The 13,039-nt window shown below is 64.8% G+C and carries 12 protein-coding genes and 2 pseudogenes; 3 read left to right on the top strand and 11 right to left on the bottom strand.

Annotated features, from left to right (window positions below; all coding sequences use genetic code 11):
- Positions 1-77: 77 nt before the first annotated feature.
- Complete coding sequence (locus tag LRS09_RS30480; RefSeq protein ID WP_374684945.1) at positions 78-227, bottom strand: hypothetical protein; 150 nt, start codon at positions 225-227, stop codon at positions 78-80.
- Positions 228-400: 173 nt separating this feature from the next.
- Positions 401-1,652: pseudogene (locus tag LRS09_RS27480) on the bottom strand (hypothetical protein); the annotation flags it as partial.
- A 115-nt stretch (positions 1,653-1,767) separates the two neighbouring features.
- Here LRS09_RS27480 and istA point away from each other — a divergent pair.
- Together istA and istB are read left to right on the top strand one after the other, a co-directional pair.
- Positions 1,768-3,334: pseudogene (istA, locus tag LRS09_RS27475) on the top strand (IS21 family transposase).
- Positions 3,264-3,992, top strand: coding sequence for an IS21-like element helper ATPase IstB (gene istB, locus LRS09_RS27470; protein WP_257810411.1), 729 nt, complete (start codon positions 3,264-3,266; stop codon positions 3,990-3,992). The pseudogene istA and the gene istB overlap by 71 nt, the downstream one beginning before the upstream one ends.
- 916 nt (positions 3,993-4,908) lie before the next feature.
- On the opposite strand, the gene LRS09_RS27465 is transcribed toward istB, so the two are convergent.
- Genes LRS09_RS27465 through LRS09_RS27455 form a run of 3 tightly spaced genes read right to left on the bottom strand, consistent with a single transcriptional unit; the run spans position 4,909 to position 8,139 of the window.
- Positions 4,909-6,075: an acyl-CoA dehydrogenase family protein gene (locus LRS09_RS27465; RefSeq protein ID WP_257810410.1), complete on the bottom strand. Its 1,167-nt coding sequence runs from the start codon at positions 6,073-6,075 to the stop codon at positions 4,909-4,911.
- A 15-nt stretch (positions 6,076-6,090) separates the two neighbouring features.
- Positions 6,091-7,329 carry a thiolase family protein gene (locus LRS09_RS27460; RefSeq protein ID WP_257810407.1) on the bottom strand — a complete coding sequence of 413 codons (1,239 nt, stop codon included), beginning with the start codon at positions 7,327-7,329 and terminating at the stop codon, positions 6,091-6,093.
- A gap of 18 nt (positions 7,330-7,347) precedes the next feature.
- Complete coding sequence (locus LRS09_RS27455; protein ID WP_257810631.1) at positions 7,348-8,139, bottom strand: enoyl-CoA hydratase/isomerase family protein; 792 nt, start codon at positions 8,137-8,139, stop codon at positions 7,348-7,350.
- Between the two features lie 110 nt (positions 8,140-8,249).
- Here LRS09_RS27455 and LRS09_RS27450 point away from each other — a divergent pair, with 110 nt between their 5' ends.
- Positions 8,250-9,353: a CaiB/BaiF CoA-transferase family protein gene (locus tag LRS09_RS27450; RefSeq protein WP_257810406.1), complete on the top strand. Its 1,104-nt coding sequence runs from the start codon at positions 8,250-8,252 to the stop codon at positions 9,351-9,353.
- An 18-nt stretch (positions 9,354-9,371) separates the two neighbouring features.
- On the opposite strand, the gene LRS09_RS27445 is transcribed toward LRS09_RS27450, so the two are convergent.
- The 6 genes from LRS09_RS27445 to LRS09_RS30475 form a co-directional block, all read right to left on the bottom strand.
- Entirely contained in the window at positions 9,372-10,160 is a 789-nt protein-coding gene (locus LRS09_RS27445; protein WP_257810405.1) for an SDR family NAD(P)-dependent oxidoreductase, read from the bottom strand.
- 15 nt (positions 10,161-10,175) lie between these two features.
- Positions 10,176-10,967, bottom strand: coding sequence for an ABC transporter ATP-binding protein (locus tag LRS09_RS27440; RefSeq protein WP_257810404.1), 792 nt, complete (start codon positions 10,965-10,967; stop codon positions 10,176-10,178).
- Positions 10,968-11,030: 63 nt separating this feature from the next.
- Positions 11,031-11,273 (bottom strand): hypothetical protein, encoded by a 243-nt coding sequence (locus LRS09_RS27435; protein WP_257810403.1) that lies wholly within the window; start codon positions 11,271-11,273, stop codon positions 11,031-11,033.
- On the bottom strand, positions 11,270-11,626 hold the full coding sequence (locus LRS09_RS27430) for a hypothetical protein (RefSeq protein WP_374684944.1): 357 nt from the start codon (positions 11,624-11,626) through the stop codon (positions 11,270-11,272). Before LRS09_RS27430 ends, LRS09_RS27435 begins: the two co-directional genes overlap by 4 nt.
- Positions 11,627-11,784: 158 nt before the next feature.
- Complete coding sequence (locus LRS09_RS27425) at positions 11,785-12,012, bottom strand: hypothetical protein (RefSeq protein WP_257810402.1); 228 nt, start codon at positions 12,010-12,012, stop codon at positions 11,785-11,787.
- Positions 12,013-12,264: 252 nt separating this feature from the next.
- A complete protein-coding gene (locus LRS09_RS30475) occupies positions 12,265-12,729 on the bottom strand; it encodes a hypothetical protein (protein ID WP_374684950.1) in 465 nt (154 codons plus the stop codon).
- Between the last annotated feature and the right edge of the window lie 310 nt (positions 12,730-13,039).

Below are 13,039 nucleotides of genomic sequence, written 5' to 3'. Positions count from 1 at the left end.
GGACGTGGCGCTGGATCTTGCCGCTGGTCGAGCGCGGGAAGTCTTCGCAAGCGATGAAGCGGATCTCGCGCGGCCGTTTAGCCGGCCAGTTGATCGCGGCAAAGCCGCATCAGCTCGTCGGCATCGGGGCCGTCGACGTGCCGTGCCACGAAGGCCACCGGGCGTTCGCCCCAGCGCAGGTCCCCGGCCTTTATGACGGCGGCATCGATCACCTGCGGATGCGCCATGCGGCGCGGCAATCAACGTGAGAGCGCGTATTGCCTCATCGAACCATGTTCCTAAGGGATCATATGGTTGCCTCAGTCAATTGTTCCTGGACGTTCTCACCGTGGTGGTCGCCAGCTTCTTGCGGTTCCCCATGCCCCCTGACGCGTGAAGCCTCCAAATTGCGGAGCGCGTCAGGGGGAATGGGGCGCGACATATTTCCGTGCGCGCCGAACACCAGTGCCCGGGCCACGTCTCTTCTCCATATCTTCACGCGACGCTGCACCGTGCGGATCAAGCCATCCGGGAAGGTGTCCGGATGAGCCGCCTGAAGCCTGCCCAGGAGCTCTCGTCCGGTCTGGGCGGGATCCTCTTCGAACCATTCCTTGAGGTCCTCGGTAACCTCGGCCAGCGGGTCGGGGCGGCGGCGCCCTCGGGGAGTTGGCGGCTTTTTCCGGGATGTGGGCCTGATCTCGCCGTCCTTCCAGGCATTGCGGAGACCGTGGAGGAAGGCTGCGACGTCCGCCTTGGCGTCATCGCCATCCGCGGCGGGGGTCGCATCGGCCAGCGCGGTCAACCGAGCCTGCGCCTGGCGGATCTCGTGGAGCAGCTTCACCGGATCGAGGCCCCTGAACTGCGCCGCAAGTGCGTCCTTGGCCGCCTGCGCTATGGCGGGATGGGCCTGCACGCGCTGGAACGGTGTCAGCGGCGGGTGATACCGCTTCGTCACGCGGGCGCCGTCGCGGGTCTTCTCCATCAACTTGAACGAAGGCTGGAAGAAGTTCACGTAGAGCCGCATCCGGCTGTAGAGGTGCGCCAGTTCCCTGGCCGCGACAATGCCGGCATATCTGCGGTAACCCACCATCCGACGCACGATCGCGCCGTTCTTCTGCTCGACGTAAGCCTGGTCGTTCTTGCGATACGGCCGCGAGCGGGTGAATGCGACCTGCGCAGCCTCGCACCAGCCCTTGATGGTCTCGTTCATGAAGACGCTGTCGTTGTCCGTATCAAACCCGAGCAGAGGAAACGGCAGCGCAGGGCGCAATGCGGTCATCACCTCACCGAGCAGGCGCTGCTCTCGAAACAGCAGCGGCGCACATTCCGTCCATCCTGTCGCCACGTCGGTCAGGGTCAGCGTCTGCACGAAGTTCCCGCTCGCCGACGGGCCGCTGTGGGCAACGAGATCCGCCTCCATGCCCGGGCGCGGGATCGTTCCAGTCCGCGTAAGTCCGGATGGGCACGCTGCGACGTACCGCCGAGGAATGTGCGGTCGACCCACGTTTGCTGCCCGGCCCGCCGGCCCGGACCGGGGCGAGAACCCGGTCAATCGTGGACGCGCTGATCGCAAGCAACCGGGTGCGGACAATCTCGTCCAGCGCAAGGTGGCCATGCCGCTCCATCGCTGCAACCAGCAGCGGGACCAGGGGCTTCAACCGCTTTCCGCAGATGTGTTTCGGCGTGGAATAAGGACCCCGTTTCAGGGGTGATCGGCATCCAAAAGGGCCCCCTGTAGCGGCGGGTGTTTCACACTGCCTCCGGTTTGATCGGAGGCAGTTGTTTTGGATGTTGGTCGTGGAGACGATTGCGAAGATACGCCGGCTGTCGCTGGTTCAAGGGAAGTCGATCAAGGAGATCTGCCGCGAGTTGCGGATATCGCGGAAGGTGGTCCGCAAGGTTCTTCGTTCCGATGCAACTGAGTTCCGGTATGAGCGTCAGCACCAGCCGAAGCCGAAGATCGGCCCATGGCAGGTGCAGCTCGATGCTCTGCTGGACGGCAACGACGCGAAGCAGAAGCGCGAGCGGCTGACGCTGATCCGCATCTATGAGGAACTGCGGTCGCTGGGCTACGAAGGCAGCTACGACGCGATCCGGCGCTACGCCAAGAGCCGGGAGAAGGTTCGGGGGGCGACAGCTGAGGCCTACGTGCCGCTGTTCTATCCCCCGGGCGACGCCTACCAGTTCGACTGGAGCCACGAGATCGTCCTGCTCGCTGGCGTGACGGTGACCGTGAAGGTCGCCCACGTCCGGCTTTGCCACAGCCGCATGATGTTCGTGCGGGCCTATCCGCGCGAGACGCAGGAGATGGTGTTCGACGCTCACGACCGGGCCTTCGCCTTCTTCGGCGGCGCCTGCACGCGCGGTATCTACGACAACATGAAGACGGCGGTGGAGACGGTCTTCGTCGGCAAGGAGCGGCAATACAACCGTCGCTTCCTGCAGATGTGCAGCCACTATCTGGTCCAGCCCGTCGCCTGCACGCCGGCGTCCGGCTGGGAGAAGGGGCAGGTCGAGAACCAGGTTGGCCTGGTGAGGGAGCGCTTCTTCACGCCTCGGCTGCGCTTCAGGAGCTACGAGGAGCTGAACGCCTGGCTGCTCGACAAGTGCGTGGCCTACGCCAAGGCCCACCGCCATGTCGACCAGCCGGAGCGCACCATCTGGGACGTGTTCGAGGAGGAGCGCGGCAAGCTGGTCGAGTATCGCGGCCCTTTCGACGGCTTCCACACGGTTCCCGCCTCCGTCACGAAGACCTGCACCGTGCGCTTCGACAACAACAAGTACTCGGTGCTCTCGACCGCGGTCGGTCGGCCAGTCGAGATCCAGGCCTATGCCGATCGCATCGTCGTGCGCCAGGACGGCACGATCGTGGGCGAGCATGCCCGCTCGTTCGGCCGCAACCAGACCGTCTACGATCCGTGGCACTACGTCCCGGTGCTGGCGCGCAAGCCCGTCGCGCTGCGCAACGGTGCGCCATTCCAGGGCTGGGAACTGCCGTCGGCGATGGAGCGGGTCAGGCGCCGGCTGAAGGCTGCCGACGACGGCGACCGTCAGATGGTGTCGATCCTGACGGCGGTGCTGTCGGATGGGCTCGATGCCGTCGAGAGCGCCTGCCAGCAGGCGCTTGCCGAGAACGTCTGCTCGTGCGCCGTCATTCTCAACATCCTGGCCCGGCGCCGCGATCCGGCGCCGGCCGTCACCATCCTCACACCCGACGCACTGCGCTTGGCGATCGAGCCGCGGGCGGACTGCGCCCGCTACGACAGCCTCAGGAGGGCAAGCTGATGGAACGCACCCAGGTTCTGGACCTGATGGGAACGCTGAAGCTCTACGGCATGCGCAGCGCCTACGATGAGATCATGACGACCGCCATCAAGCGTCAGCACGAGCCGCCGAGGGTCGTCGGCGACCTGCTCTCGGCCGAGATCGCCGAGAAGCAGGCGCGCTCCATCAAATACCAGCTCACCGTCGCCAAGCTGCCGCTGGCCAAGGACATCGACGACTTCGACTTCGCCGGCACGCCCGTCAACGAGACGCTCGTGCGCGACCTCGCCACCGGCGCCTTCGTCGCCGACCAGCGCAACGCCGTGCTCATCGGCGGTACCGGCACGGGCAAGTCGCATCTGGCCATCGCGATCGCCCGCGCCCTCATACGCAGTGGCGCCCGCGGCCGCTTCTTCAACGTCGTCGATCTGGTCAACCGGCTCGAGACCGAGCACCGCTCCGGCAAGCAGGGGCGCATCACCGACTACCTGACCCGGCTCGACTTCGTCGTGCTCGACGAACTGGGCTATCTCCCCTTCGCCCAGGCCGGCGGCCAGCTCCTCTTCCACCTGATCAGCCGGCTCTACGAACGGACCTCGATCATCGTCACCACCAACCTCGCCTTCGGGGAATGGCCCGCCGTCTTCGGCGACGCCAAGATGACCACCGCTCTGCTCGACCGGCTCACCCACCACTGCGAGATCATCGAGACCGGCAACGAATCCTGGCGCTTCAAGAACCGCGCCTGATCATCCCGTCCAAACGATCCGCACTCGCCGCGCTGCGCAACCCGGACCAACTCCGCCCGGCGAGCGCTGAATGTCGAGCCCTACGAAGGGGTCCCTTTTGGGCGCCTATCCAGGGTCCCGATTCCGAGCCGATTGACACCGCAGATGCGGTCAGCTGCTTCCCAGACAACGACCAGAGCCTCTCGCACGGCGTCGTCATAAATGCGCCGCCCGGGCCGGGGCTGCGATCGGTCCACGACAGGGTCACACCGAAGAAGCCGTTCCACATGCTTGCGATGATACCCGGATATCTCGGCAAACTCCGTCAGGATCAACCCCTTCTCGGCTCGCGACGCGGCACGATATCGTCCTGCAACGGCTTTCAGTAGCTCGTCTCGCGTGCCCATGCTGATCCGTCTCATTCCCGTCCCCGAACAGAACCGCTCCGGGAACATCTTTAATACGGCAACCGCTCGATCTTCAGGAACAGTTCTGGCGAAGCAATGCGCCTCTCACCCAGATTGTCGCGCTACAGCGCCAGCAGCACCCGCTCGATCTCGGCCGGATAGACGTTCTCGCCGTCCACGGCGAGAGGCTCTTATGAGGACCCGCCTGGAGTGGCCGAGTTCTCGACTTACGGCTACATAGCCTCGGATTGAAACCCCTGGACTTTGTCCGCTCAAACCGCAGTGCGATAGTCGATACCCGAAAGCGCTATTCGGCTGGGCTCCGGGCCGCCAACAGTCTCTCCGAGAGGCGAACACCGATGGCGGACTTCGCAATCCGCTACGGCACCGCATTTTTTCGGCAGCGTGAACCGACCGTCGGCTCCGATAATCAATCCGAGCGCCTGCCTGACCCCAGAGATTTGCCGGTCTCATGACCGCCGTTGGGATGACGTTTGAGGGGCAGCTGCAGCCCCGTGTCAGGCACCGGATCAGAACGCACCGACGCCGGTGAGGTTGCGTCCGATCACCAGCTTCTGGATTTCCGTGGTGCCATCGGGGATCGGCATCACCTTGGCATTCCGGAAGTGCCGTTCTACCGGGAATTCCTTGGTGATCCCGTTACCGCCGTGGATTTGCACCGCCTTCCCGGTGATCTCGACAGCCATCTCTGTGGCGTACCACTTTGCCATCGAGGTCTGAGTGTCGCAGCGGACGCCAAGATCAAGAAGCTTCAACCCGCGCTGGCAGAGAAGCCGAGCAGCGTCGAGCTGGGTGGCCATGTCGGCCAGGTAGCCCTGGATCAACTGATGCCCGGCGATCGGCTTGCCGTGCTGGTGGCGTTCCTTCGCATAGGTCACCGCGCATTCCAGAGCCGCCTGGCCGATCCCGATGCTGGTGAGGCCAACGAAGACTCGCGCGCTCTCGAACAACTTCAGTGTTTGGAAGAGCCCACCGCCGGGCTGGCCCAGCACGCGGTCCGAAGTGGTTTCGGCGCGGTCGAAGAAGAGTTCGCAAGTCGAGGCGCCCACCAGGCCCAGCTTGCGCAGTTCGCGGCTTTCGTACTTGCCGGCGTCGCGGTCGACGATCACCATCGATATACCGCCGTCCAGATTGCAGACCACGATGGCGAAATCCGACTGTGCACCGTTCGAGATCCACAACTTTTGACCACTGATGAAGATTTTCTCGCCCTCGCGCGCGGCCCGACACTTCACCTCGCGTACGTTTGAGCCCACCTCTGGCTCGGAGATGCAGGTGCAGGCGATACGCTCGCTGCGCAGAAGCGGCTTTAGATAAATCTCCTTCTGCTCGGGGCTGCCCAGAAGGCTGAGGGCGAAGGCGGCATGGCCCTGGATCAGAACGGCGATCGCCAGGTCGGGCCAGATGCGCGCCAGTTCCTCATACAGAATACCGTAGCTCATCCGGTCCATGCCTGCGCCGCCATCTTCCTCGGGGATCAAGCCGCTGATCAGTCCGAACTCCTCGACCTTGGCGAACAAGCCTTTCAGCGTGTCCGCGTCCGGCGGATGGCCCAGAGCTTCGTATTTCTCCGTCAGCGGGGCGAATTCGGCCTCGGCCATCTTGCGGAAGTTCTCCAGCAACATGCGCTGGTCGTCGGTATAGATTGCCTGAGCGGCGGCGATCACGTTTTCCATTGTTGTCTACCTGTGTTAGCGGCCCAAAATGGTGACGCAGGCGGTGGCTTCCTCGACTCCGTGCAATCCGCCACCGTTCTCGGCGATTGCGTTCTGCGCGCCCTCGACCTGACGCGCGCCGGCCTCCCCGCGCAGCTGCGTGACCAGTTCGAAAATCTGCCCGATCCCGGTGGCCCCGACCGGGTGGCCCTTGGATTCGAGCCCGCCCGAGGGGTTCACCGGGATGCGCCCGCCGATCTTCGTCTCGCCGCGCAGGCTGGCCGGGCCACCCTCTCCGAATTCGACAAACCCGAGGTTCTCGATCTGGATAACTTCGCCGACGGCGGTTGCGTCATGCACCTCGGCAACGGACATGTCCTCGGGGCCAAGTCCGGCCTGTTCATAGGCCTGAAGCGCGGCAAGGCGGGTCAGGTGGTTCTTGAAGTCCTCGGGCGGACGGTCGGTGCCGGACCGCAGGATCGCCGCCTTGACCTTGATCGCACGCGCTGGATCGAGACCCAGCCGCTTGAGTCCCTCGCCGGTGCACAGCAGGGCTGCCGCCGCGCCATCGGAGATCGGGGCGCACATCGGCAGGGTCAGCGGGTAGGAAATGGGCGGCGCGGCCAGAACCTGTTCAATGCTCATTGAATCACGGTACTGGGCCAGCGGGTTATGCGCGGAATGCGCATGGTTCTTTGCGGCGACGGCGGCGAATTGTTCCTGCGTTGTGCCGAAGGTCTTCATGTGCAGCCGCGCGAAGCCGGCATAGACATCCATGAACACGCTGTAAGGCTTGGGCGATTTCGAGCCTTCGGGTTCCTCGACCCCAGCGCCCAGATCGGCCAGGCGCTGCGCGACCTGTTCGCCGTTGCTAACATCCCAGCCGCTGTCGAAGGCCGAGAACATCAGCGCCCGATCGTCGGAATACATCTTCTCGGCGCCGACCGCAAGGCAGCAATCGCCATTGGCCGCCTTGAGGAAGTCGATCGCCAGCTTGAACGCGGTCGAGGCGCTGGCACAGGCATTCTCGACGTTAACGACCGGGATACCCTGGATACCCATCTCGCGTAGCGCGATCTCGCCACGGATCATGTGCTGGCCTTCCATGTGGCCTTGGACGGCGTTGGAGAAGAAGGCGCCCTCGATCCGGTTGGCCGCAAGCCCGGCGTCTTCGAGCGCGGCGTTTACGGCCTCGCGCGCCATGTCCTTGACCGACTTGTCGCGGAACTTTCCGAACGGCGTCATTCCGACGCCAACTACGTAAATATCCTGCATCGTAGCTTCCCTCCGGGCTCAGTAGCCCCTGAATTGCGGTTTGCGTTTCTCGGCAAAGGCCGCGAGCCCTTCCCGGATGTCCCACGAGCGCATGTGCGCACGCAGGTTCAGCATTTCCTCGGCCAGGGCGGCGGGCTCGTCCACGTTCATCGCCCGGTTCGCCACGGCCTTCATCCGCCGCAGCACGGCGGGGCTCTTCTCGGCAAGCTTATCGGTGAAGGCCTGCACCGTGTCGCGTAGCTCGTCATCGGGCACGACCTTGTTCACAAGCCCCCAGTCCATCATCTCGCGGGCCGATACGTGTTCGCCCGAGAACAAGAGGTACTTTGCGCGGTTGAGCCCGATCCGGCGCGGCAGAATGGCGGCGCCGCCGGCTCCGGGGAAGACGCCGAAGTTGGAATGGGCGTCGCCGAGCTTTGCGCTTTCGGCTGCGAACACCAGATCGCAGGCCATCACCATTTCCAGGCCGCCCGCCAGGGTCAGGCCGTTTACCGCGGCGATCACCGGCTTGGGGCCGCTGCGGATGAGTCCGAAAGCGTGATCAACGCGATCGAGCAGATCCGGCTCGCCCGGCTTCAACTCGGCCTCGCTCACCTCCTTGAGATCGGCTCCGGCGCAGAAGGCGCGGCCCGAACCGGTGAGCGCCACCGCGCGCACCTCGTCGTCGGTCATCGCCTGGACAAGCGCCCCGGCCATCTCGTCGAGCATCTGCATCGACATCGCGTTCATCTGCTCGCTGCGCCGAAAGGTGATCCACTGGGTTTGCCCAACGCGTTCGACCGACACGGTCTTTCGATCTTCAGTCAACATAACCTCCTGAAGACATTGCAAAAAATGGTGATTTTTGGGGTTGATCTCCGGCGCCGCGCGCGGTGGAATAAGGGGCCCGCACGCGGGCGGAACAAGGATGGGAGGCGGCGATGAGCAACGCACCGCTCGAAGGGCTGAGGATCCTGAGTCTGGCCGAGCAGTTTCCGGGCCCCTATGCCACGATGCTGCTGTCGGACATGGGCGCCGAGGTGATCATGGTGGAGCGGCCGGGCATGGGCGACCCGGCGCGGCAGTTCGCGCCGCTGTTCAAGGCGCTGAACCGGGGCAAGAAGAGCGTGGCCCTGGACCTTAAGGTGCCCCAAGAGCTGGCGCGGTTCCGCGAATTGGCCGCGGAGACGGACGTTATCGTTGAGGGGTTTCGCCCCGGCAAGCTCGCTGCTCTCGGGGCAGGGTTCGAGGAGATGCGCAAGGTCAATCCGCGCCTCGTCTACGTGTCGATCTCGGGATACGGGCAGGACGGGCCCTATCGCGACCGGGCCGGCCACGATCTGAGCTACGAGGGCGTGGGCGGGCTTCTGGCCGGGCAGGCCAACGCGGGCCTGCCAGGCGAAGTGCCGCGAGTTCCCCTGGCCGATATAGGCGCGGCACTGTTCGCGGCCATCGCGGTCCTCTCGGCCACGATCTCGGCCCGGCGGACGGGGCGGGGGCGCTACGTGGACGTTTCGATGTCGGATGCCGTGGTTTCGATGCTCACCGCCTTCCTGGTACCCGAGGCCAACGGCACTCCCCTGGGCAACTTCATCGCCGAGCCGGCCTATGGCGTCTTCACCTGCGGCGACGGCAAGCTCATAACGCTTTCGATCGCGCATGAGGATTGGTTCTGGCGCCCCTTCTGCGAGGTGATCGGCAGGCCGAAGCTTGCCGGCCTGAAGGGCCGCGACCGCGCAGCGCGAAAAGATGCGCTGCGCGAGGATATCGCCGCGGTGATCGTCACCCGGGCGCGCGACGCGTGGGGCCTCCTGTTCGACAAGGCCGGCGTGCCCTGGGGCCCGGTCAACAGCCTGACCGAGACCCTTGCCGATCCGCATGTTCGCGCCCGCGGACTGCTGCGGACCCTGGCGCTGCCGGACGGGGGGAGCGAGACACATCTGGTTCAGCCTCTGAAGTTCGACGGGTTCGAGAGCAGCCCAAGTAGCCCGGCTCCGGAGCTTGGGGCCGATACCGACGGCGTTCTGGGGCGGGGCCGCGGATAGTGGCCCGCCTTCCCTAGGTCAGACCGCAAACGAGTATCCCCCGTTGACCGGATAGGTCTGGCCGGTGATCCAGCTCGCCGCGTCCGAGCAGAGGAAGAGGATCAGGCCCGCCGGATCCTCCGGTTCACCGAGGCGACGGATCAGGTATTGCGAAAGGACCTTTTTCTCAGCGGCTTCGTCGGGGATCAGATCGGTCACCGCGGGGGTCCGTGTGCCGCCGAGGGCAACGCAGTTGGCGGTGATCCCGAAGCGGCCGCCGGCTTTGGCGATGGCGCGCATGAAGCCCGCAGCGCCGGCCTTGGCACCGGAATAGACAGCCAGGTGCGGTTCGCCGACGCGGCCGGCGTCCGAGATCACGGTGACAATCCGACCGTAACCGCCCTTGATCATGCCGGGCATGGCGTGGCGGGTGCAGTTGAGCACGCCGTCTAAGTTGGTGGCCAACCAGCGTCGCCACTCGTCGGGACCGGATTCCCAGAAAGGAACCAAATCGTCGAGGCGCGAGGTCGGGCCTGCATTGCCGGCGTTGTTCACCAGGATGTCGACCCCGCCCAGCGCCTCACGCGCCCTGGCGAACGCGCCGCCGACGGCCTCGAAATCGGAGACGTCGAAGGCCAGGGGCAGCGCCTTCGCACCGAGCGCCGCTACCTCGGATGCCACCGCTTCGGCGCGGTCGGCGTGGAAATCGTTGATCACAACGGCGCCGGCGCCGAACTGCGCCAGATAGAGGGCGACCTGGCGCCCCACGCCTTGTCCACCGCCGGTCACCAGCGCTGTCCGTCCCTTGAGGTCGAGAATGTGTTTCATGCCTCCCCCTGTTCATCATCCGAGCCAGCGCTTGCGCCGGCGGTAGTGCTTGACCTCGCGATAACTCTTGCGTTCGCCTGAGGCGGTCACGCCGAGGTAGAATTCCTTCACGTCCTCGTTCTGGGCCAGCTTATCGGCGCGCCCGTCGAGAACCACCCGGCCGTTCTCCAGCACATAGGCGTAATCGGCCAATCCCAGCCCCGCGGCGCTGTTCTGCTCAACCAAAAAGAAGGTCGTGCCCTCCTCCTTCAGCCGGCTCAGCACCTCGTAGACGTCGCGGATCATCAGCGGAGCGAGGCCGAGCGAAGGCTCATCGATGGCGATGATCTTAGGCCGGGCCATCATCGCGCGGCCGATCAGAAGGAGCTGCTGTTCGCCGCCCGACATGAAGCCCGCCGTGCGGGACTTCAGGTCAGCGAGGCGCGGCATCAGCATGTAGACGTGATCGAGCCGTCGCTTCAGCTCGGCCCGGTCAGGCACCATGTGTCCCCCGACAATCAGGTTCTGCTCCGCTGTCATGTGGCGCAGCACGCGGCGGCCTTCCATCACGTGGATGAGGCCGCGCCGCACAACCTCCGAAGCTTCCAGGTTATGGATCGGAGTGCCCTCGAGGGTGATTGCTCCGGCCGACACCTTTCCGTCTTCGGATTTCAGCGTGCCCGAGATTGCCTTGAGGGTCGTGCTCTTGCCGGCGCCGTTGCCGCCAAGGAGCGCGACGCACTGCCCTTCCCGAAGGCTCAGGGAAACGCCCTTCAGCGCAAGGATGACATCGGAATAGGTAACCTCTACATTGTGAAGTTCCAGCATCGGCCGCTTGCCCCGTTCTTAGGATAGGGCCGGGCACCACGAGCGGGCGGTGCCCGGCAGGTCTCACCACTTCTCGACGTTGGGGATGGCGGCACCGGTGGCGTCGACCACGATCTTGCCGTCGCGCACGCTGCCGACGTTGACCTGAAGTCCCTTCAGGGGGAAGGGTGCCTCAGGCGTGAAGGACAGCGTGGGAAGGAAACCGTGGGTTTCTTCTGTAGTGATCGGTTCTGCGAAAAGCGCCTCGCGCACCTTCTCGCCGGTCAGGCCCTCCGGACCGTTGGCTTCTATCGCATGTTCGATCACCGTAACGGCAAAAGCCCTTGGGAGATGCCCATGGCAGTCACTACGTTCCAAGGCGCCTTCAGGCCGTAACTGTCGGACAGGGTCTGGTAGAACTGGCGGGGCGGCGTATCCTCGTCGGCCGCGATGGCCATGCCGTAGGCTTCGTAGTCGCCTTCAAGCTGTTCGAGGCCGCCCAGGGCTTTGCCCGAGGCGGGAAGGCCATTGTGCGAACTCATCATGATCGGCACATCGGCGCCATTGGCCTGCAGGCCGCGCTTTGCGGCAACTACGATCGAAGTGTTGGTCTGGATGATCAGGGCGTCGGCGCCCGAGCGTGCCAGGCGCATCTGCGCCGTCAGATCGGTCGGCTGCACTTCCGTATAGATCACCTCAACCAGTTCGATCTCGTCGGGGTGCTCTTCGGCGTATTTCTCCAGGCCCTGGCCATGTCCACGTAGGCCGGCGAGGCCTCCGAGGCCATGATCGCCGCCTTGATGGGGCCATCACCGCCCCGCTTCCCGGCGCAGCCAGTTCAGGAAGCCGCACTCTCGTGTGAGTAGGTGGGACGGGGATTGAAAATCCAGGAGTCCGGTTTCCACGCATAGCCGTACGCGGCGGTGGCCATGAACATCGGGATCTTGTCCTCGGGCAGGCGCTCGGACAGTGCGGCGACGTCGGGGCCGCCGAGGCCGATGGCCGCGATGGCCTCGAGTTCGGACTTGATGCCGGGCCACCAGGCTTGCCACCTGGGCGGCGTCATAGCGGGTCTCGTAGTTCTTGTAGTTCAGCGTCACACCCAGTTGCGCGCCGCGGGTGGCGTTCCACCAGTCGATCACCTTCTCGCGCCCCGCCGCGAGGGGGATCGGCATGATGTCGGCATAAGGCCCCGAGAAGTCCGACAGGAGCGCCACGTTGTAGCGGGTTTCCTCCTGCGCCTTCAGCGGCAGTGCCGGCCAGTGCCATTGCGCCCGGGCCGCAAGAAGAGTGCGGCACCTCGATTTCAACGACGTTGTCATTTTCTTTCTCCCAGTTGAGGGCCGGCCCTGGTCAATAGGGGAACGGCCAGATGCGGTAAGACGACTTCAGGATGGTCCAGCGATGCATCAGTCCCTTGGGCTCGAGGATCATGAAGAGGGCAATGACCCCGCCCAGGATCACGTTCATTCCCGCGAAGACGATGTCGCCGCCGAGGAAGGTGACGCTGTCGGCAATGTTCGGCCCAACGGTTGCGATGATCTCCCTGGATCACGCGGATCACGAAGACCCCGATGAGCGCACCGACGACAGAGCCCATGCCGCCAACAATAATCATCGCTATGAAGAACACCGAGTTGAACAGGGTGAACTGATCCACGCCGACGAAGCGGATCAGGTAGGCCCGAAGCCCGCCGCCCACCCCGGCGTAGAATGCGCGCCGATCAGGAAGGCGTTGGCCTTGGTGGCGGCGACATTGATGCCCGGCGATGCCGGCGGCCACGTCGTCGTCGCGGACCGCCACGAAGGCACGCCCGAAGCGCAGGCGGACGATTCGAAGGCGCCGGCCACCATGATCGCGGCAACGAACAGCATAGGTAATGCTGCGCGCCTTCGCTCGATCCGCAATCCAGCGTGGCCGGCGGCACGGTCACCCCGTTCGATCCCCCAAGCCAGGACGAGGGCAGATTGGCGATGCCCGCGAAGTGGAAGATGAATTGTGCAGCGATGGTGGTGAGCGCCAAGTAAGCCGCCCGATCACGCCGCCGTCAGCCCGAAGGAAGCCGAAGACAGCCGCTGCGAAACCGGCGATG

It is taken from the genome of Mesorhizobium sp. J428, assembly GCF_024699925.1.
GTDB lineage: Bacteria > Pseudomonadota > Alphaproteobacteria > Rhizobiales > Rhizobiaceae > Mesorhizobium_A.
Note: the sequence above shows the minus strand (reverse complement) of the source record. Positions and strands in the feature narration are given on the sequence as shown.